This is a genomic window from Erwinia plantamica (assembly GCF_043420595.1).
Lineage (GTDB): Bacteria > Pseudomonadota > Gammaproteobacteria > Enterobacterales > Enterobacteriaceae > Erwinia > Erwinia aeris.
Map to the genome: position 1 here is coordinate 33,158 of NZ_JBGCUC010000005.1, position 21,119 is coordinate 54,276.

The following is a 21,119-nucleotide window of genomic DNA, read 5'->3' on the forward strand; positions in this document are numbered from 1 at the left end:
GGGCCAATGTTTGATGACAGACTTAAAAGCCTGCGACTCTACACTGTCGTTTTTGATAGCGACACAACCGCTTCACAGCGGCAGAGGCTGAGCGGATAAGCGGACCGTTTTCGCGCATGGACGCGCGAAACGAGCCTACATGGACGTATTCACGGCGTGTCCGTGTTCCGATCTGCCTCCGCTGCTTTCCACCGGCCCCAATGCGACTTGATGACAGAGGATGAGTGTGTCAACAATCTCAGGCCCTTATGAATAAGGGCCGCAGGCGTTATTTGTAAAGCAGGAAGTCGCGCAGCTCGGCGAAATCGGCGGCCATCTTGTGCGACAGCAGCGGCAGATCGGCGCGATCCGCCAGCTCCTGCGGCAGCGGCAGCGGCAGCGTCTGGCCCAGGATTTCTTCCACGCTCTCCTTGAACTTGGCCGGATGCGCCGTCCCCAGGAACAGCCCGAACTCGCCTTCCTGTAGCTGATCGCGCAGCAGTCGGTAAGCGATAGCGGCGTGCGGCTCGGAGATATAGCCCAGATCCGCCAGCTCGCGCATGGTAGCGCGGGTGGTTTCATCATCTACCGCGCCAAAGCCCAGGTCGGTCAGGCGCCAGGTTTTGCGGCGGAACAACTCCTCAACGCGCGGCCAGTTGTTCGGCTGGCTGACGTCCATGGCGTTCGACAACGTGGAAACGGTAGCGGCAGGCAGCCATTCACCGCCTTTCAGGAAGCGCGGCACGGTGTCATTGGCGTTGGTGGCGGCAATAAAACGCTTCACCGGCAGGCCCAGCGACTTCGCCAGCAGGCCGGCCGTCAGATCGCCGAAGTTGCCGCTCGGCACCGACACCACCAGCTGATTGCGTTTTTCCTGCGGCAGCTGCGCCACCGCTTCAAAGTAGTAGCAAATCTGCGCCAGCAGACGGCTGATATTGATCGAGTTCGCCGAGTTCAGGCCGATGGCCTTCTTCAGCAGCTCGTCGTCGAAGGCCTGCTTGACTAGCGACTGACAGGTATCGAAATCGCCGTCGATAGCGATCGTCTGGATATTGCCTCCCAGCGTACAGAACAGCTTCTCCTGCAACGGGCTAATTTTGCCCTGCGGATAGAGGATCACCACGCGCACGTTGTCCATGCCGTAAAACGCATGGGCTACGGCCGCACCGGTATCGCCAGAAGTGGCGGTCAGGATGGTGATCTTCTCGTCCGCGCCGCTGACGTAAGAGAGCATCTGCGCCATAAAGCGGCCACCGAAGTCTTTAAAAGCCAGCGTCGGGCCGTGAAACAGCTCCAGCGCAGAAATATCGTCGGTGACTCTCGCTACCGGCGCGGGGAACGCAAACGCGTTTTTCACGCGCTCGTGCAGATGATGCGCGTCGATTTCGTCGCCGATAAAAGCAGAGAGAATTTTGCTGCTGCGGCTGACGAAATCCATCTCCAGCATGGCGTCGATATCGGTCAGCTCAAACTCCGGCAGCTCCAGCGGGAAAAACAGCCCCTGCTGGCTGCCCAGACCCTGTTTAACCGCCTGTGAAAAGCTGACCTGCTCGTTGTGATCTTTCAGATTATAAAGTTTCATGCGTTATCCCAGTTTACGTGCGCCAGCCGTGTCTAAGCGGCAAATATGGACGAAGCCTTCCTCGTTTTGCAGGTAGTGCTGGCGAAGCCAGTCTGCCATGCGCTGCGCCGTGTCGGCCTGATTACAGACGGCGAACAGCGTCGGCCCGGAGCCGGAAATGCCGCAGGCCAGCGCGCCAATATCCTGGGCGGCCTGGCGGGCATTGGCGAAGCCCGGTAACAGTTTAGTGCGGTAGGGTTCGGCGATCACGTCGCGCATCAGCTTCGCCGCCAGTTCCGGCTGCTGAGTGTGGCAGGCGTGAATAAAGCCGCCCAGATAGCGGCCGTGTTTGATGATATCTTCTTTGCGATATTGCGCAGGCAGGATCGCCCGCGCCTCGGCGGTGGAAACCTTGATGCCGGGATAGGCCATCACCCACAGCCAGTCATCAAAGCATGGCACCGGCTGGCTGATCGCGCCGTTCTCTTCCAGCATCAGCTGCAGGCCGCCCAGGAAACAGGGTGCCACGTTATCAAAGTGGACGCTGCCGGAAACCCGGCCTTCCAGCTCGCCCATCAGCGTCAGCAGCTGGTTGTCGTCAAGCGGCCTGCCGCAATGTTCGTTCATCGCCATCAGTCCGGCCACCACCGAACAGGCGCTAGATCCCAGACCGGAGCCGATCGGCATATTTTTTTCCAGCGTCATCGCTACCGGTACGCGTTTGCCTGTCGCCTCGCAAAAGCGATCCCAGCACTGCCAGACGATATTTTCCTGCGGATCGGCAGGCAGCTTGCTGACGAAGCGTCCCTCGTTGCGCAGGCTGAACTCGCTGGCCGCCTCCACCGTTACGCAGTCGCCCAGCAGCGTTCCGTCGACGGGCGAAACCGCCGCGCCCAGCACGTCGAAGCCGACGCTGACGTTGCCAATTGAGGCTGGCGCATAGATCTTAACCATGTTTAAACTCCCAACTTCCATGACAAGGTGCGTAACAGATCGGCAAACACGCCCGCGGCGGTCACGTCGTTACCGGCACCGTAACCGCGCAGCACCAGCGGTATAGGCTGATAATAGCGGCTGTAAAAAGCTAAAGCATTTTCGCCGTTTTTGACTTTATACAGCGGATCGTTGCCGTCAACGGCGTCGATCTTCACGTGGCAGCGGCCGCCCTCTTCAATCACGCCGACAAAGCGCAACACTTTGTCCTCATCGGCCGCGCGGCGTACGCGGGCGGTAAAAGCGTCGTCCAGCTCCGGCAGCCGCTGCATAAAGGTTTCCACGTCCAGCGCGTTAAACGCCTCCGGCAGCACGGCTTCGATTTCGATATCGCTCAGCTCCAGCTGATAGCCCGCTTCACGCGCCAGAATCAGTAACTTGCGCGCCACGTCCATCCCGGAGAGATCGTCGCGCGGATCCGGCTCGGTAAAGCCCATTTCGCGCGCTGTACGTGTCGCTTCCGACAGCGACACGCCCTCGTCCAGCTTGCCGAAGATATAAGAGAGCGATCCGGACAGAATGCCGGAGAAACGCAGCAGCTCATCACCGGCGTTAAGCAGGTTTTGCAGATTTTCAATCACCGGCAGGCCCGCACCCACATTGGTATCGTACAGGAACTTGCGGCGCGATTTAGCCGCCGCCGCGCGCATCTGCTGATAGTACTGCCAGGATGAGGTATTGGCCTTTTTGTTAGGCGTGACCACGTGAAAACCATCGGCCAGAAAATCCGCATACTGATCGGCTACGGCCTGGCTGGAGGTACAGTCGACAATCACCGGGTTAAGCAAATGATACTCTTTCACCAGACGGTTCAGGCGCGCCAGGTTAAAAGGCTCTTTGGCTTCCTGGAGCGCGGCCTGCCAGTTGTCCAGCGGAATGCCGTGCACGTTGGTCAGCAGCGCTTTGGAGTTGGCGATGCCGCAGACGCGCAGATCGATATGCTTGTTCTTCAGCCACGCCTGCTGGCGGGAAAGCTGTTCGATCAGCGCGGCGCCCACGCCGCCGATGCCGATCACAAACACTTCGATCACCTGGTCGGTGGCGAACAGCATCTGATGCACCACGCGCACGCCGGTCGTGGCGTCGTCGTTATGCACCACCACGGAAATAGAGCGCTCTGAAGAGCCCTGCGCAATGGCTACGATATTGATATTGGCCCGCGCCAGCGCCGAGAAGAACTTCGCGGAGATACCGCGCAGCGTACGCATTCCGTCGCCCACCACCGAAATCACGGCCAGATTTTCCATTACGTCCAGCGGCTCCAGTAGCCCGTCTTTCAGCTCCAGGAAGAACTCGTCTTCCAGCACGCGACGGGCGCGCAGCTGATCGCTTTGCGGCACGCAGAAGCTGATGCTGTATTCGGAAGAAGACTGGGTGATCAGCACCACGGAAATGCCGCTGCGGGACATGGCGGCGAACACGCGCGCGGCCATGCCGATCATCCCTTTCATGCCGGGCCCGGAGACGTTAAACATCGCCATGTTATTCAGGTTGGTGATGCCTTTTACCGGGTTATCGTCGCTGGCGCTGTCGCCGCCGATCAGCGTGCCGGGCGCCTGCGGGTTGGCGGTATTTTTAATCAGGCAGGGAATTTGAAACTGGGCGATCGGCGTGATGGTGCGCGGATGCAGCACTTTAGCGCCGAAGTAGGAAAGCTCCATCGCCTCCTGATAGGACATGGTTTTCAGCAGGCGGGCGTCCGGCACCTGACGCGGATCGCAGGTGTAAACGCCATCGACATCGGTCCAGATTTCACAGCAGTCGGCGCGCAGACAGGCAGCCAGCACGGCGGCGGAGTAGTCGGAGCCGTTACGGCCCAGCACCACCAGCTCGCCCTTTTCGTTTCCGGCAGTAAAGCCCGCCATCAGGATCATATTTTCGGCAGGGATCTGCGCGGCGGCGATACGGCGAGTGGATTCAGGAATATCCACGGTGGACTCAAGATAGTGGCCAACCGCCAGCAGCTTTTCAACAGGATCGATCACGCTGACGCCGTAGCCGCGCGCCTGGAGCAGCCCTTCCATAATGGCGATCGACAGCTTCTCGCCGCGACAGATAATGGCGGCATTGACGCTGTCCGGGCACTGGCCGAGCAGGCCGATACCGTGCAGCACCTGCTTCAGCTGAGCGAACTCCGCATCCACCACGGCTTTCAGACGGGCGTAGGGAAATTTCGGCTCCGCTTCCGCCAGCCCTTGCAGCAAAACGTCAAAAATCTTTTCGGCATCGAGCAGGTTTACCTGCGCATCCTGCCCGCTGATGGTTTTTTCAATCATCGCCACCAGATGGTTGGTGATTTTGGCCGGCGCGGACAATACGGTAGCGACCTGTCCCTGCTTAGCATTGCTCTCCAGAATATCCGCCACGCGCAAAAATCTTTCCGCGTTGGCGACTGAGGTTCCACCGAATTTCAGCACTCGCATAATCATCTCCTGAATTTTTGCCGAAAAAAAAGCCCGCACTGTTTAAGGTGCGGGCTTTTTTTATTTTTTCCTGTATGCGTCAGCCCGCACCGTTACCTGTGGTAATGGTGGTGGTGGTAATAATGATTGTTGTCATCAGGCTGTAAGTACGCATTTTAGATTTTACTGTCTGTCTTGAATTTGTCCGCTTTCAGAAGTAAAGCAAAGCCCTGGCTAAGTCAATTTTTTTATCCGCAGGCGCAAATCGGCTGACAAAACGCCCGCCAGGGATTTGGCCTGAAAACAGATCTTAATCAAGGCGAAAGCCGCTTACCCTTAGCATGTCTTGCTATGTATAAAGCGTTAACCAGTTTTTTTATCTATAAGATTTTTTTCTATGTCGTGCAGCAGCCGGTGCAGCATAGCGGTGTCGCGCTGTTGCAGCGTGCCCAGACGCTGATCCAGCCAGTCGACCAGTTTGCGATCGTCGCTGACCTCAAGCCGCTCAACCAGCTGGCTGAGCCGCTGGCGCAGCGCCTTCAGCTGCTGACCGTCAGCCGTGACGGCCGGCACGGCGGCGACCTGACGCAGCGCCGACAGCTGATAGCAGTACACCATCACCGCCTGCCCAAGATTCAGCGAAGGATAGTCCGCCGCCATCGGAATGCCGGTCAGCAAATCCACCTGGTCTAACTCCTCATTCGTCAGGCCGGTATCCTCACGCCCAAACACCAGCGCCGCGCTGCCGATCCACTGCTGCTTTTCCGCCAGCTGGCTTTCTACCTGCTGCGGCGTGGCGTAATAGCGGAATTTTGCCCGGCTTCGCGCGGTGGTAGCGATGCTGAAGTCGATATCCACCAGCGCGGCAGCCAGCGAAGGCCAGTGCGTAGCCTGTTCCAGGATCTCGCCTGCGCCATGCGCGACCCGTCGTGCGCCCGCTTCCAGATGCGCCTGACTGTTTACGATCCGTAATTCATCAAATCCCATGGTTTTCATGGCGCGGGCCGCCGCCCCCACATTTTCAGGTCGGGCAGGTGAAACAAGTATCAGGGGAAAACGCATAAGGGCCTTCTTAAGTTCAGTGTGGACATATCCTGAGGGTCCCGTGGCATAAGATGGACGGGAAACCTCTGCTATCATTTTAACAAATCAACAACATACTAACGACCTGTCTGACCAGCTATAATTATAAACTACGGCTTTTTTCCGCTGATTTTAGCGATAAAAACATTTATCTGACGATAATCTCATGTAGTTCAGGCAATTAAGAATTGTTAAATTTTATCTATACTCTTTGCAAAGAAAGCCGTTTATTTTTTCATCTTTGCGCGGCGCTTATCCAGCTAAATCGCCCTTTGGCGGGGCGTTTTTCAACAGCACCTCAACGTGCTACAATTGGATTGATATAAGTCAATTAAGCTTTATTTATTGGCTGTTGGTCGTGGCTTGTGCTGTTATGTTGCTGTTAATGAGGTTAGGATATACGCCATTTTTGACCTTGCCGAGACAGGGAATATACTTTTTTATCTGGTATTTTCCGGTCCATGAATGGCTTGTGAACATATTCCGTACAGCCCGCGTTACGCGTCAATCGGCGCCCGCGTATTACCCATACGGTAACTGCTGTATGCCCATATCGTTTTTTGGCAATTTTAGGTAGCGAACACATGCAGACCCCGCACATACTTATCGTTGAAGACGAATTAGTTACTCGCAATACTCTCAAAAGTATTTTTGAGGCCGAAGGCTACATGGTTTATGAAGCTACGGACGGTGCAGAAATGCATCAGGTTTTGACAGAGAACGACGTCAACCTGGTCATCATGGATATAAACCTTCCCGGCAAAAACGGCCTGCTGCTGGCGCGCGAACTGCGTGAACAGGCCAACGTGGCGCTGATGTTCCTGACCGGCAGGGACAACGAAGTCGATAAGATCCTCGGCCTTGAGATCGGGGCGGATGACTATATCACCAAGCCTTTCAACCCGCGTGAGCTAACTATCCGCGCCCGTAATCTGCTGTCGCGCACCATGAATCTGGCGCCGCACAGCGAGGAGCGCAAGCTGGTTGAAAGCTACCGCTTTAACGGCTGGGAGCTGGATATCAACAGCCGCTCGCTGATTGGCCCGCAGGGCGAACAGTACAAGCTGCCGCGTAGCGAATTCCGCGCGATGCTGCACTTCTGCGAGAATCCGGGCAAAATCCAGACCCGCGCCGATCTGCTGAAAAAAATGACCGGCCGCGAGCTGAAGCCGCACGATCGCACCGTGGACGTCACCATCCGCCGCATTCGTAAACATTTTGAGTCCACGCCGGACACGCCGGAAATTATCGCCACTATTCATGGTGAAGGTTACCGTTTCTGCGGCGACCTGCAGGAGTAAGCCGGTGCTGCGTTGAGGGGTCGTTTTTCGCGGCCCCCTCTCGCTTGCCTTAGCGGCTCCAGGGCATGATGGGAACGGCGCTTAACGCATTTTTAGGCGAGCCTTCCACCACCTTGTCGGAATAGCTAAGGTAAATAAGCGCGTTACGTTTGCGGTCGTAAAAGCGGACTACCTGTAGCTTTTTGAACACCAGCGAGGTGCGCTTACGAAACACCACTTCACCTTCTGCTTTCCCTTGGGCAATCTTGTCGCTGAGCGTTATCGGCCCAACCTGCTGGCAGGAAATAGCGGCATCCGACGTATCTTCCGCCAGACCTAACCCGCCTTTGATCCCGCCGGTTTTTGCCCGGCTGAGGTAGCAGGTCACGTTTTGTACATCGGGATCGTCAAAGGCTTCGACCATAATCTTATGATCGGGCCCAAACACTTTAAAGGTGGTATCGACCGAGCCGACCACTTCGGCGCGCACCGCAAGAGGGGTGAGCATTATTGCCGTGACCATTAACATTTTTTTCATTGTCATAACGTTACCATTGCATAGAAAATAGATGACATTGTAAGTTACCTCGCTTAGCGCTTTTACGCTGGCGGACCTGGCGTGCCCCGGTATAGCATACCGGACTAACAAAACGAAATTTCACTCTCAGCACGTCCAGCACTGCTGCTGCACCAATATTAACCAGGATGAGGACGTTTTATGGATCAAGCCGGTATCATTCGCGACTTGCTAGTCTGGCTTGAAGGCCACCTTGACCAGCCGCTGTCTCTGGATCACGTCGCAGCCAGAGCAGGCTATTCAAAATGGCATTTGCAAAGGATGTTTAAAGAAGTTACCGGTCATGCTATCGGCGCCTATATTCGTGCACGTCGGCTGTCAAAAGCCGCGGTCGCGCTGCGCCTGACCAGCCGCCCTATTCTGGATATTGCCCTGCAGTATCGCTTCGACTCGCAGCAGACCTTTACGCGCGCGTTTAAAAAACAGTTTAACCAGACGCCGGCCTGGTATCGTCGCGCCTCCGACTGGCACTCCTTCGGCCTGCGTCCGCCGATCCGGCTGGATGACTTTCAGCTGCCCGAAGCCACTTACGTCACCCTGCCGGAAACGGTGCTGGTGGGACAAACGCAAAGCTATACCTGCACGCTGGAGCAGATTTCCAGCTACCGCGATGAGATGCGCCTGCATTTCTGGCGGCAGTTCCTGACGGAAACGGACACCATCCCGCCCGTGCTGTACGGCCTGCACCAGTCGCGGCCCAGCGTGGAAAAAGATGACGAGCAGGAAATTCTCTACACCACCGCCGTGCCGTCCGATAAGCTTTTCCATCCCGTCCCGGCAACGCAAACGGTGCTGCTGGAAGGCGGCGAGTACGTGCAGTTTACTTACGAAGGGCCGAGAACCAGCCTGCAGGAATTTATCCTGCTGCTTTACGGTACCTGTATGCCGACGCTACAGCTGACGCGCCGCCACGGGCAGGATATTGAGCGTTTCCACACCCACGGCGGCAAAAGGCAGCCGGAACCGCCACAAGATATCCGCTGCGAATATCTGATCCCGATCCGCCGCCAGGCTGAAGAGTAAGCCGGTTCAGCCCGGCTTCGCGTCTTCGTTAGCGTTGCAGCTCGTCCAGCGCGGGCGCATCCAGATGCGACACGTCTCCCGCCGTTTCCACTACCCAACCGGACGCCAGCCAGGCGCTCTTTTGGTAATCGACGCGGGAAATGGAGCAGTTGCGCAGCCGTAGCCGACGCTCGGCCCACGCAGGCAGCCCCAGCAGCGTACTTACCAGCACGCCCAGCGCCATACCGTGGCTGACCAGCAGCGGACGGCTGCCGGCGGGCAGATTCAGACAGGCGTTCAGCGCCTCGTGCATTCGCGCGGCCAGCTCCGTCATCGACTCGCCGTTCGGGATACGACCGTTTTCGGTGCCGTTGATCAGCGTGGCGCGCCAGCTCTCTTCTTCCGGCGTCAGCGAATCCAGCGGGCGCTTTTCCAGCACGCCCATATTCAGCTCGCGCAGACGCGGCTCCAGCGTCACTTCACAGCCGCAGGCGTCCGCGATGATTTCAGCCGTGCGTTTGGTGCGGCCCAGGTCGCTGGCGATGACGTGAGTAATGCCCAGATGTTTCATCCGTTCACCCACCTGCTGCGCCTGCTGCTCTCCTTTAGCCGTCAGCGCGCTGTCCGACTGTCCCTGAATGCGTCTCGCTGCATTCCAAAGCGTTTCTCCGTGGCGAACAAGATAGACCTGTAACATTGCTGTTTTCCGTTATACTGCGGCAAATTTGCGTAAGGGGTTCAAACAATTATGTACCATGTTGTCGCTGCAACCATTAATCCGGCAAAAATTAAGGCAATTTCTCAGGCTTTCAGCGATATTTTCGGTGAGGGATCCTGCCATATGGAGGGCGTCGAGGTCGACAGCGGCGTGGCCCTGCAGCCCCTTACCGATGCAGAAACGAGAACTGGCGCACGCCAGCGCGTGCAAAATGCCCGTCAGCTGCGTCCGCAGGCGGATTTTTGGGTGGCGATTGAAGCCGGTATTGAAGGCGAAAGCGCGTTTGCCTGGATGGTGATTGAAAACCGTCAGCAGCGCGGCGAGTCACGCTCCGCCAGCTTTACGCTGCCGCCGGTGGTGCTGAAAGGCATTGCGGCCGGACGCGAACTGGGCGAAGTGATGGCGAGCCTGACCGGCATTGAAAACATCAAGCATAAGGGCGGCGCGATCGGCGCCTTTACCGCCGGGCAGCTCAGCCGCACCAGCGTCTATCATCAGGCGCTGATCCTGGCGCTCTGCCCTTTCCATAACGCGGTATACCAGCAAAGCGCCGACGGATCAGATCTTATCTGAACCGTTCAGCAGCTGCGCCTCCAGCCAGGTTTTCAGGGCAGGCGGCGCGCTTTTCAGGCTGTTCGAGCCACGGGTGATGGTAGCGATGCCGACGCCCAGATCGTTTTTCAGCTCGCGCTGGCTCATCTCGCCGCGCATCAGCTCTTCGATAATACGCAGGCGCGTGCCCAGCGCCTCGCGTTCGTCCGGCGTCATCATCAGCTGAAGTAGCGGCAGGTGCAGTCCGTTGTCAAAAGCGTGCTGGAGCAGCACAACAAAGCGCTGCCACTCTTCGTTGTGCGGTTCCATCGTTACGGGAATGGAAGGTTCAGTCATAGGTGGCCCATACTCTTTAACTAGTACAGCAGTCTAGCACAGGCCGGGCGGGATCAATAGCGTCGCTGCCACTCGCCGTCAGAGAGAATATTGTCCGACTGCCGCATAAAGTGACGATAGTAGGCATCGTAAGCCAGCACGTTTTTTACATAGTTACGCGTTTCCGAAAAAGGAATGGTTTCGATAAAAGCGACCGCGTCCAGGCGGCCAGCGCTGTTCCCCAGCCACGTTCTGACCCGTGACGGCCCGGCGTTATAGGCCGCCGAAGAAAAAATGCGGTTCTGGCCGAACTGTTGATAGACCGATTCCAGATACTGGGTGCCGATCTGGATATTGGTTTCCGCATCCAGCAGCTGGCTGCTGTTGCTGTAGCCTGGCAGGCTATAGACCTTCACCGTATGCTGCGCGGTCGCGGGCATGACCTGCATCAGCCCGGATGCGCCCACCGGCGAGCGGGCTTTCGGATTCCAGGCGCTCTCCTGGCGGGCAATCGCCATCGCGTAGCTGACAGGGATCGCTTTGCCTTCCGTATAGCGCTTAAACTGTTCCTGATAGGCCAGCGGGAAGCGCTCCTTCAGGCTGTTCCACAGTTTGCCGGAAATGGTCGCCTGCACGCTGAGCACCCACCAGTTCTGCTCGTAGGCGTAGCGCGCCAGCTGCTGCTGCTGGCTGCGGCTTTTGCTGCCGACCAGGTAGCTCCATTCGGTTCGCGCCAGGTTATCCATATTCCAGTACATCAGTTCACGCACGCGGGCGATTTCCGGCCCCTGAGTCAGGCTGCGCTCTACCGACGGCGCCTCGTCAATCTGTAGGGGATAGGCAACGCCAAGACGCTGGGCGGCGACCATCGGATAGAAGCCGCGCTCCTGCATCAGGCCGCGCAGAATTTTATCGGCTTCCTCTTTGCGGCCCTGCTCCAGCAGCAGATCGGCCTGCCAGTACTGCCATTCATCTTTCTGCTTGGTTTCTACCGGCAGTCGGGCGATCCAGGTGTTCAGCCCGCGACGATCGTTGTTGCCCAGCGACATCCTGACGCGGCGCTCGATTAGCGCATCGGAATCGCTGCGCATCACCACGTCATCGCGCCAGCGCGCCTGTTCCGTCGTCACGTCGCTGCCCATTAATCGCCACGCGACCGCCTCTTTCAGGCTCTGCTCTTCCTGCTCGCTCATCTTTTGCAGCCGCACCAGCGTCGGGATCATCGCGCGGGCGTTTTCGGCATCTTCACGCGCCACGCGCGCGAAAGCGATGGCGGTGGCCTGGCGGGTAAAATCGGTCGGGCCGGCGATACGGGCGAAGGCCTCCACGTTTTGCGGATTGTTTTGCAAATCTTTCACCGCGCTGGCGATGGTCTGATAATCCTCAGGAAGCTGATCCGCCAGGAAATTCACCAGGTTGCTGTTGCCGGCCACCATAGCCAGACGAATACGCTCCAGCGTGGTAATCGGCGTCTGTTCACCTGCCGCCTGCCAGGCGCTGAACAGCCTGTCGCAGCCCGGCGGCAGCGAGGTGCCGCGTAGCCAGATCGTTTTAGCGCCTTTCCAGGCCACCTGCTCCTCGCCAGTGGCCCATTTGGCGTAGTACCAGTTGCAGCGTGCGGCAACAGGTTTAGGTTCGGTCGGGCTGAACACCAGCAGGCCGCGCCAGTCTTCGCGTCGCGCCAGCTCGTTGATAAAGCTTGAGGAAAGCGCGCGAACCGGCGGCAGCGTCGGGTTTTTTTTAATAAAATCGTTGATAACGAAGCTGCTCTGCTGATCGAGGCTTTGCGCCAGCTCGCGATATTCAAGATAGGGATAAAGCGGGTAATCGCGCAGCGTGGGCATCAGCTGCGCAACCTGATCCATCTGTTTATTGTCCCAGGCCTGCTTGATTTGCAGGTAGCGCGTGCGCTGCGCATCCAGCGAATCCGCGTGCGCCGTGCCTGTTACTATCGCCAGGCAAACGCCTGCCGCCCAAAACCGCCACTTGTCCGCCATGACTTTTCCCACGTTAACGCCTCTCTTTGTCCTGTGCTTACCATTAAAGCTCTTAACATGCTAACCAGGCCTGGCGACTCCCGCTATGCCGCATCGGCAAATTTACTTAACCTGACTTCTTTAAACGCCGGGTCAACAGGGCTTCGTCAGGCTATTTTGGCTGGCTAAAGGTTAATTGCGATCAACAATCCTTGCCCTGCTTTCCTTCAGCATAGCCTTCCTTGCTCGCCTCAACGCTACCCGCCTTTAGCCTGACTGGCGGAGAACAGCCATCTGACTCACTGATGTTATGACGTTGGTAGCGGGTTCTGTTATCCACTCCCCGCAAGGATTACCTGTGATGCAAAAATTAAAATCGCCGCCTGCCTGGTATCGTTATGATGCGGCTGGCGTAATAAAAAGAATGCAGAGTCATGAATCGGGGCTTTCCGCAGAAGAGGCGCAGAAACGTCTGGTCGGCCTCGGCCCCAATACGCTGCCGCCGCGCAGGCGTCGGTGCCCGCTGATGCGCCTGCTGACCGCGCCAATCTGCGTTCTGCTGTTGGCTTCGGTGTTAACCGCCGTTACCGAACATTGGCTGGATACCGGCGTCATCCTTGTCGTTATTCTGCTTAACCTGCTGGCTAACTGGCTACAGCAAAACGCCACGCAAAGCTCGCCAGATCTTGCAGGCGGCTTTCCCGATCGCGCAAGCGTCAGGCGCGAGGGTAATATTCTGCAGGTGGATACCCGCAGCCTGGTGCCGGGCGACATCATTATGCTGGGCGCGGGCGATAAAGTCCCTGCCGATCTTCGCCTGATCGAGGCGCAAAATCTGCGGGTGGATGAAAGCATGTTAACGGGAGAAGCAACCGCCGTTGCCAAACAAACGGCCGCGACCGAAGGCGAACGGCCTGCGGAAGTCCGCAGCAATATGCTTTTTTGCGGCTCCACGCTGGTTTCAGGCTGCGCCACCGGTATTGCGGTAGCCACCGGAGCAAAAACGCAGCTGGGTCGCATCGAGGCGGCCCTGTGCTCTGTCAGACCGCGCCGGACGCCGCAGCTAAGATCGTTCGACAGGCTCGGCAACGGCTTCTGGCTGCTGATGGTCACGCTGATCGCTTTTCTGTTCTTCTATGCGCTGCTGCGGCACAGCCTGCCGATGCAGGGACTGATGCAGACGCTGGCCGGTCTGGCGGTTGCCGCCGTGCCGGCAGGGCTGCCGATGATTATCGTGCTGGCGCTGGCGTTGAGCATATGGCGCCTGAGGAAAATGAATATTGCCGTCCGCCATCTCTCCACGGCGGAAACGCTGGGCGCGCTGAGCGTCGTCTGCTGCGATAAAACCCACTCGCTGACGATGAACGAAATGACGGTCAGGGCGCTGATCCTGCACGAAGAAACGATCCGCGTAGAGGGCAACGGCTACCAGCCGACAGGCCGCTTTTTACAGGACAAAGACTGTAGCGTCATTGCGCCAGCCGTACACGCCCGGCTCCGCGACCTGCTAAGAAATATGGATCTGTGCAGCGACAGCACGCTGTTAAAAGATGAGGGAAAAAACTGGCGCATCACCGGCGAGCCGCCGCAGGCCGCGCTTAAGGTGGCGGCTGCCAAAGCGCACCTGCCTGAACGGGCGGCGCTGCTGCTGGATAAGCTGCCGTTTGATGAGCTCAGAAAGTATCAGGCAACGCGCCATCTGGTTGACGGTGAAAGCTATATTCTGGCGCTCGGCGAGCCGGAAGCGCTGCTGCGGATATGCGACTTCCAGCAGACCGGACAGGGTCTGGAAGCGCTGGATGTTGCCTGGTGGCAGCAGCAAATAGCGCACCACGCTGCAGAAGGCCTGCACCTTATTGCCAGCGCCTGCCGTCCGGCCGATAAAAACCAGGCCGCGCTTTGCCACGACGATTTGCAAAACGGCCTGATTTTCTGCGGCATAGCGGCCATGATAGATCCACCGCGTCCTGAAGCAGCCAGAGCGATTGTCGACTGCCAGCGTGCCGGGATCCGGGTAAAAATGCTGGCCGACGACCCTGTGGCAACGGCGCTGGCCATTGGTCGAATGACAGGCATTGGCGGCAGCCATAGCGAGTTGACCGGCCGCCAGCTGGAGCGAATGAGCGATATCGAGCTGGCCCGGGTGGTGGATCGCTATGACATCTTTGTGGGCATGACGCCCGCGCACAGGCAACGGCTGGTCGCCGCGCTGCAAAGCCAGGGCGAAGTGGTCGGCATCACCGGCAACGGCGCTCAGGATATCCCCGCGCTCAAACAGGCCGATGTCGGAATAGCGACACAGGCTGCAAACGGCGGCGTGACAAAAGCGATCGCCGATCTCGTGCTGCCCGATAATCATTTCGCCGCGCTTATCAGCGCCGTGCAGGAAGGCCAGCGCCTTCGTGACGGCCTGAAAAAAGCGGGACGCTTTATGCTGCCAATCTGCCTGTCGCAGACGCTGCTGTTTATCGCCGCCCTGCTGGCAGGAAAATTTATTCCGATCGCGCCTCTTCAGGTTTTATGGATAAATGTCGCGGCGTCGGTCACGCTTGCCGTTAGCCTTATCAGCGGAAAAACAGCGTCCACGCCTGTCTGTTCCCGGCCGCGGAAAGCGAGCCATTCGGCGCAAGGCTGCCGGTTCTGGCACCTCGGCTTTACAGGCGTAACCATTATGCTGAGCGCTTTCGTAACCGAGCTGTGGCTGCAATCACGCGGCTACGAACCAAAATTTATTCACGCCGTGCTGCTGCAAACGCTGATCGTGGCGCAGTGGGTCTGGCTGCTGAACTGCCGCGAACCGGCGCGATCTTCGCTCAATACCGGCCTGCTGAAAGATTATGGTTTCTGGCTGGCGAGCGCTCTGCTCGCGCTGTTGCAGCTGGCTCTGTTCGGCCTGCCGGTGATGCAAAGCCTGTTTGCCACCGTGCCGCTGCCGCAGGAAATCTGGCTGCTTACGTTGGCCGTCGGCGCGCTGCTGTTTGCCGTATTCGAGCTGGAAAAAATGCTGACGCGGCGCCGACAGCAGTCCGCCATCGAACAGTGGCATCCGGCAGAATAATAGCGCACGGCCTGGGCGCCGCTCGCTGCGGCCCCTGGTGCTGTACGTTCCCGCACGGCCAGCTTCCTTATCGCCCCTTTTTTGTTCATTCACTGCCCAAATAACGTGCACCCTCGCCTGCCTTATTTATTTAAATATTTAATAATCAGTAAATTATCCGTATGGCACGGCTTTTGCTCTGTTTATTCCATCTTGTATACCAGATGGAATTCAACCTATGGCTTTCACCGGTTTTACCCTGAATGACTGGCGGCGTTACCATCAGGAGCAGCCGCAGGAGCTGTTCGCTACCCTTTCCTCTTTGCTGGCGGAGCTGAGCCTGGAAGATAACGCCTGGCTTTATCTTGCCACTCCTTCTCAACTGCGGGCGCAGACGGAACCGCTGCTGGCAGCCTGGCAGAAGGATCCGCAGTCGCTGCCGCTGTTCGGCGTGCCCTTTGCGGTGAAAGACAATATCGACGTGGCGGGCTGGCCGACCACCGCCGCCTGCCCTGCTTTCGCTCACGAAGCCGCAACCGATGCCGTTGCGGTCGCCAGGCTGAAGGCGGCGGGCGCCGTGGTCATCGGCAAAACCAATCTCGATCAGTTCGCTACCGGCCTGGTCGGCACGCGGTCGCCCTATGGCGCGGTGAAAAACAGCTTTAATGCGGATTACGTCAGCGGCGGCTCCAGCTCCGGTTCGGCTTCCGTGACGGCTCGTGGCCTGGTCTGCTTTGCGCTGGGCACCGATACCGCTGGCTCAGGGCGCGTCCCGGCCGGCTTTAACAATATCGTCGGCCTGAAGCCGACCAAAGGCTGGCTGTCGGCCACCGGCGTGCTGCCAGCCTGCCGCCTGAACGATACGCTTTCCGTGTTTGCGCTGACGGTGGAGGATGCTTTCCAGGTCGCGACCTGTGCGGGCGGCTATGACGCCAGTGACGCCTATTCACGCGACAATCCGGCGCTGGCGCCCGCCGCCCTGCCTGCCGCGCCGCGCCTGGCTGTTCCTTCTCATCCCACCTTTTTTGACGATGCACAGGCCGAAGCCGCCTGGAAAAAAGCGCTGGCCGCGCTGCAGGCGTGCGGCGCCACGCTGCATCCCATCGATTTCGCGCTGTTCCACCAGCTGGCCGAACAGCTTTACTCGGGGCCCTGGGTAGCCGAACGTACCGCGGCCGTCGGCGAGATGCTGCACCATCCGGAACAGATGGATGCGACCGTGTACGGCATTATCGCCAGCGGCCAGCACTACAGCGCGGTTGACGCTTATCGGGCGGAATACCTGCGCGCGGAGCTGAGCCGTCAGATCCAGCAGACGCTCGCCCAGTTTGACGCGCTGGTGGTGCCAGCGTCGCCGACCATCCACACGCTGGAAGAGATGCGGCAGGAGCCGGTGCGCTATAACTCGCAGTTTGGCACCTATACCAACTTTACTAACCTGGCCGATCTCTCGGCGCTCGCCCTGCCAGGGCCATTCCGTGAGGACGGGCTGCCCGCCGGGATCACGCTGATTGCGCCCGCGTGGCACGATCGCGCACTGGCGACCTTTGGGCAGCGCTGGCAGCAGAGCCTGGCGCTCGATCTGGGCGCGACCGGAAAAGCCTGCGCCGCGCCGTCCGCTTTGCCCGCTTCGCCACACCACGTTCGCGTCGCGGTCGTTGGCGCGCACCTGACCGGGATGCCGCTGAATCACCAGTTAACCCGCCGCAATGCGGTGCTGGTGGAAGAAACCCGCACCGCCGACGCCTATCGCCTTTATGCGTTGGCCAACACCCAGCCGCCCAAGCCGGGGCTGGCGAAAGCGACCGGCGGCAAAGCCATTACCGTCGAGCTGTGGGACATTCCGCTGGCGCGCTTTGGCGAATTCGTAGCGGAAATCCCTGCGCCGCTCGGCATCGGCACGCTGACGCTGGAGGATGGTCGTCAGGTAAAAGGCTTTATTTGCGAACCGGCGGCGCTGGCCGACGCCCGGGACATCACCGAGTTTGGCGGCTGGCGCAACTGGCTGGCGCGCAAGGAGGCTTCCCATGTTTAATACCGTTCTTGTCGCCAACCGGGGCGAAATCGCCTGCCGCGCCCTGCGCACGCTGAAAAAGCTGGGCATTACCGGCGTGGCGGTCTATTCCGACGCGGATAAAAACGCGCAGCATGTCAAAGAGGCGGATATCGCCATCGCGCTGGGCGGCGAAAAAGCCGCCGACAGCTATCTGCGTATCGACAGGATCCTGGCAGCGGCGCAGCAGAGCGGCGCCCAGGCGATCTGGCCCGGCTACGGTTTTCTTTCCGAAAGCCTGCCGTTTGCGGCGGCCTGTGAAGCAGCGAACATCGTTTTCGTCGGCCCCACGGCGCAGCAAATCGGCGAATTCGGCCTCAAGCACCGCGCCCGCGAGCTGGCCGCCGAGGCTGGCGTGCCGATGACGCCGGGCACGCCGCTGCTGAACTCGCTGGCGGAAGCCTTAACCGCCGCGGACGCCATCGGCTATCCGGTGATGCTGAAAAGTACTGCGGGCGGCGGCGGCATCGGCTTAACCCGCTGCGGCGACGCACAGGCGCTACGCGACGCCTGGGAAAGCGTCCGCCGCCTGGGCGAGCAGTTCTTCAGCGATGCGGGCGTCTTTCTGGAACGCTGCATCGATCGTGCGCGCCACGTGGAAGTACAGATTTTTGGCGACGGCAAAGGCAAAGTCGTCGCCCTGGGTGAACGCGACTGCTCGCTACAGCGCCGTAATCAGAAAGTGGTGGAAGAGACGCCCGCGCCCAATCTGCCGGAAGCTACGCGTCGCGCCCTGTTGGAATCAGCCGTCCGGCTGGGCGAGCGCGTCAACTATCGCAGCGCGGGCACGGTGGAATATATCTACGACGCGCAGCGCGACGAATTCTTCTTTCTGGAAGTGAATACCCGTTTACAGGTCGAGCATCCGGTCACCGAATGCGTGACCGGGCTGGATCTGGTCGAGTGCATGTTGCAGGTGGCGGCGGGCGTGGAGCCGGACTGGGCGCGTATGGCGCAGGCGCCGCAGGGCGCGGCGATTGAAGTGCGGCTCTATGCCGAAGATCCGGTGAAAAACTTTCAGCCCAGTCCGGGCGTGCTGACGGACGTCTGCTTTCCGGAAGGGGTGCGCGTGGACAGCGGCGTGACGACGGGTTCAGAAGTTTCCGCCTTTTACGATCCGATGATCGCCAAGCTGATCGTTCACGCGGAAAACCGCGAGGCGGCGCTGGCAAAAATGCGCGAGGCGCTGAATGAAACGCGGCTGCACGGCATTGCTACCAATCTTGACTATCTGCGTCAGGTTATCGCCACCGACGAGTTCCGCAGCGGCCAGGTGTGGACGCGCCAGCTGGACAGCTTTACGCCTGCGGCCCACGTCATTGAAGTGCTCCAGCCCGGCACCTGGAGCAGCATTCAGGATTACCCTGGCCGTCCCGGCTACTGGGACATCGGCGTGCCGCCGTCCGGCCCGATGGACGACTTCGCTTTTCGGCTGGCGAACCGCATCGTCGGCAACGCGGAAGAAGCGGCGGGCCTGGAGTTTACCCTGCAAGGCCCGACGCTGCGCTTCCACACCGACGCCGTGATCGCCTTAACCGGCGCGGATTGCCCGGCAACGCTGGATGACGCGCCGGTCGGCTACTGGCAGCCGGTGACGGTCAAAGCCGGACAGACGCTGACGCTGGGCCGCGCGCAGACGGGCTGCCGCACCTACCTGGCGGTACGCAACGGTTTTGACGTGCCGGACTATCTCGGCAGCCGTTCGACCTTTGCCCTTGGCCAGTTTGGCGGCCATGCCGGACGCACGCTGCGCGTGGCCGATATGCTGCCCGTTTCGCAGCCGCAGCTTGCCGCCTGTACCACGCCAGCGCCGGTCGGCGAGCCGCAGGCCGTGGACGCCGCGCTGATCCCCACCTACGGCGACGAATGGCGCATCGGCGTGCTCTATGGCCCGCACGGCGCGCCGGACTTTTTTACCCAGCGATCCATTGATGAATTTTTCGCGCAGTCCTGGCAGGTTCACTACAACTCTAACCGGCTTGGCGTACGGCTGGTAGGGCCGAAGCCGGACTGGGCGCGCCCCAACGGCGGCGAAGCGGGCCTGCATCCTTCTAACGTGCACGACTGCGAATACGCTATCGGCGCGGTGAACTTCACCGGCGACTTTCCGGTGATCCTGACGCGCGACGGGCCAAGCCTTGGCGGCTTCGTCTGTCCTGTGACTATCGCCAAAGCGGAGTTGTGGAAAGTCGGCCAGGTCAAGCCGGGCGACCGCATCCGTTTTCATCCGATTGGTTTTGACGAGGCGCTGGCGCTGGAGAAAGCGCAGGAAGCGCGGATTAACACGCTGCATAACATAACCACGCCCGCCTTTGCCGTGCCGTCGCTGGCGGAAACCGCGCACGGTTCGGGCACTATCCTGGCCGCGCTTGAAGCCACAGCCAGCACGCCAGCCGCCGTTTATCGGCAGGCGGGCGATAACTATATTCTGCTGGAGTATGGCGACAACGTGCTGGATCTGGCGCTGCGGCTGCGAGTTCATCTGCTGATGATTGCCCTGCGCGAAACCGGCCAGCCGGGCATGGAGGAGCTGTCGCCGGGCGTGCGCTCGCTGCAAATCCGCTACGACAGCCGCATCCTCAGCCAGAAACAGCTGCTGGCGCTGCTGCTGCGCGTGGAGAAAGAGCTGGGCGACGTCAGCCAGCTGCGGGTGCCTTCCCGCATCGTGCATCTGCCGATGGCCTTTGAGGACAGCGCCACGCTGGGCGCCGTCGAACGCTACAAAGAAACGGTACGCGCCAGCGCGCCGTGGCTGCCGAACAACGTTGATTTTATTCAACGCATCAACGGGCTACCGACGCGCGAGGCGGTGCGCCAGACGCTGTTCGACGCCAGCTACCTGATCCTGGGGCTGGGCGATGTCTATCTGGGCGCGCCCTGCGCCGTGCCGGTGGATCCGCGTCATCGCCTGCTCAGCTCCAAATATAACCCGGCCCGCACTTTTACCGCCGAAGGCACCGTCGGCATCGGCGGCATGTATATGTGCATCTACGGCATGGATTCCCCCGGCGGCTATCAGCTGGTGGGCCGTACGCTGCCGATCTGGAACAAATTCCTGAAAAACGACCAGTTTGCGGCGAATGAACCCTGGCTGCTGCGCTTCTTCGACCAGGTGCGTTTCTATCCGGTCAGCGAGACGGAGCTGGACAGGCTGCGGGAAGACTTCCGCGAAGGCCGGGGCCGCATCGCCATCGAAGAAACCTTCTTTGATTTTGCCGAACATACGCGCTTTTTACAGGAAAACGCCGCCGATATCGCCGATTTCCGCCAGCGCCAGGCCAGCGCCTTCGAAACCGAGGTCGCGCTGTGGGCGCAGGAAGAGGAAGGCGCGCCGCTGACCAGCGAGGAGACGCTGCTGCCGCAGGAAGAGGAGGATGGCCTGCTGGTCAGTGCCGATCTCAACGGCAATATCTGGAAAGTGCTGGTGCAGCCGGGCGACGAAGTGGTGGTCGGCCAGCCGCTGATCGTGGTGGAGGCGATGAAGATGGAGCTGACCGTCAACGCGCCGCAGGCGGGCCGCGTCAGGCGTATCGGCTGCCAGCCGGGTCGGCCGGTCAGGCCGGGTGACGCGCTGCTGTGGCTGGAATAAGG

At 59.6% G+C, this 21,119-nt stretch carries 15 protein-coding genes and 1 other annotated feature; of the genes, 6 read left to right on the forward strand and 9 right to left on the reverse strand.

The window, feature by feature from the left end; translation table 11 throughout:
* Nucleotides 1-268: 268 nt before the first annotated feature.
* The 5 genes from thrC to AB3U87_RS06205 form a co-directional block, all read right to left on the reverse strand.
* Complete coding sequence (gene thrC, locus AB3U87_RS06185; protein ID WP_394148703.1) at nt 269-1,561, reverse strand: threonine synthase; 1,293 nt, start codon at nt 1,559-1,561, stop codon at nt 269-271.
* Between the two features lie 3 nt (nt 1,562-1,564).
* Nucleotides 1,565-2,494: a homoserine kinase gene (gene thrB, locus AB3U87_RS06190; protein WP_253455389.1), complete on the reverse strand. Its 930-nt coding sequence runs from the start codon at nt 2,492-2,494 to the stop codon at nt 1,565-1,567.
* A gap of 2 nt (nt 2,495-2,496) precedes the next feature.
* A complete protein-coding gene (gene thrA, locus AB3U87_RS06195) occupies nt 2,497-4,956 on the reverse strand; it encodes a bifunctional aspartate kinase/homoserine dehydrogenase I (RefSeq protein ID WP_253455391.1) in 2,460 nt (819 codons plus the stop codon).
* A 22-nt stretch (nt 4,957-4,978) separates the two neighbouring features.
* Nucleotides 4,979-5,103: a sequence feature (Thr leader region), on the reverse strand.
* A complete protein-coding gene (gene thrL, locus AB3U87_RS06200) occupies nt 5,036-5,110 on the reverse strand; it encodes a thr operon leader peptide (RefSeq protein WP_301252455.1) in 75 nt (24 codons plus the stop codon). (Overlaps the previous feature by 68 nt.)
* Before the next feature lie 188 nt (nt 5,111-5,298).
* Nucleotides 5,299-5,997, reverse strand: coding sequence for a tRNA/rRNA methyltransferase (locus AB3U87_RS06205; protein WP_301730180.1), 699 nt, complete (start codon nt 5,995-5,997; stop codon nt 5,299-5,301).
* A gap of 605 nt (nt 5,998-6,602) precedes the next feature.
* Between AB3U87_RS06205 and arcA the strand changes: the two genes are divergently transcribed.
* Entirely contained in the window at nt 6,603-7,319 is a 717-nt protein-coding gene (gene arcA, locus AB3U87_RS06210; protein ID WP_125290506.1) for a two-component system response regulator ArcA, read from the forward strand.
* 49 nt (nt 7,320-7,368) lie between these two features.
* Here the strand turns inward: arcA and creA are convergent, their stop codons facing one another.
* Entirely contained in the window at nt 7,369-7,842 is a 474-nt protein-coding gene (gene creA / locus AB3U87_RS06215; protein ID WP_253455395.1) for a protein CreA, read from the reverse strand.
* Nucleotides 7,843-8,016: 174 nt separating this feature from the next.
* Between creA and robA the strand changes: the two genes are divergently transcribed.
* Complete coding sequence (gene robA / locus AB3U87_RS06220; RefSeq protein WP_253455397.1) at nt 8,017-8,898, forward strand: MDR efflux pump AcrAB transcriptional activator RobA; 882 nt, start codon at nt 8,017-8,019, stop codon at nt 8,896-8,898.
* Between the two features lie 28 nt (nt 8,899-8,926).
* Here robA and gpmB read toward each other — a convergent pair whose 3' ends face one another.
* A complete protein-coding gene (gene gpmB / locus AB3U87_RS06225; RefSeq protein WP_253455399.1) occupies nt 8,927-9,574 on the reverse strand; it encodes a 2,3-diphosphoglycerate-dependent phosphoglycerate mutase GpmB in 648 nt (215 codons plus the stop codon).
* Between the two features lie 51 nt (nt 9,575-9,625).
* Here gpmB and yjjX point away from each other — a divergent pair, with 51 nt between their 5' ends.
* Entirely contained in the window at nt 9,626-10,168 is a 543-nt protein-coding gene (gene yjjX, locus AB3U87_RS06230) for an inosine/xanthosine triphosphatase (RefSeq protein ID WP_253455401.1), read from the forward strand.
* On the opposite strand, the gene trpR is transcribed toward yjjX, so the two are convergent.
* Together trpR and sltY are read right to left on the reverse strand one after the other, a co-directional pair.
* On the reverse strand, nt 10,154-10,483 hold the full coding sequence (gene trpR / locus AB3U87_RS06235; protein WP_125290501.1) for a trp operon repressor: 330 nt from the start codon (nt 10,481-10,483) through the stop codon (nt 10,154-10,156). The two genes, yjjX and trpR, sit on opposite strands and share 15 nt — an antisense overlap.
* A 53-nt stretch (nt 10,484-10,536) precedes the next feature.
* On the reverse strand, nt 10,537-12,459 hold the full coding sequence (gene sltY, locus AB3U87_RS06240) for a murein transglycosylase (RefSeq protein ID WP_301252454.1): 1,923 nt from the start codon (nt 12,457-12,459) through the stop codon (nt 10,537-10,539).
* A gap of 340 nt (nt 12,460-12,799) precedes the next feature.
* On the opposite strand from sltY, the gene AB3U87_RS06245 reads away from it, so the two are divergent.
* From AB3U87_RS06245 to uca, 3 genes are all read left to right on the forward strand, one after another.
* Nucleotides 12,800-15,496, forward strand: a complete 2,697-nt coding sequence (locus AB3U87_RS06245; RefSeq protein ID WP_394148704.1) for a P-type ATPase actuator domain-containing protein — start codon at nt 12,800-12,802, stop codon at nt 15,494-15,496.
* 217 nt (nt 15,497-15,713) lie between these two features.
* Nucleotides 15,714-17,510 carry an allophanate hydrolase gene (atzF, locus tag AB3U87_RS06250; RefSeq protein WP_394148705.1) on the forward strand — a complete coding sequence of 599 codons (1,797 nt, stop codon included), beginning with the start codon at nt 15,714-15,716 and terminating at the stop codon, nt 17,508-17,510.
* On the forward strand, nt 17,503-21,117 hold the full coding sequence (gene uca, locus AB3U87_RS06255; protein WP_394148706.1) for an urea carboxylase: 3,615 nt from the start codon (nt 17,503-17,505) through the stop codon (nt 21,115-21,117). The genes atzF and uca overlap by 8 nt, the downstream gene beginning before the upstream one ends.
* Nucleotides 21,118-21,119 lie beyond the last annotated feature (2 nt).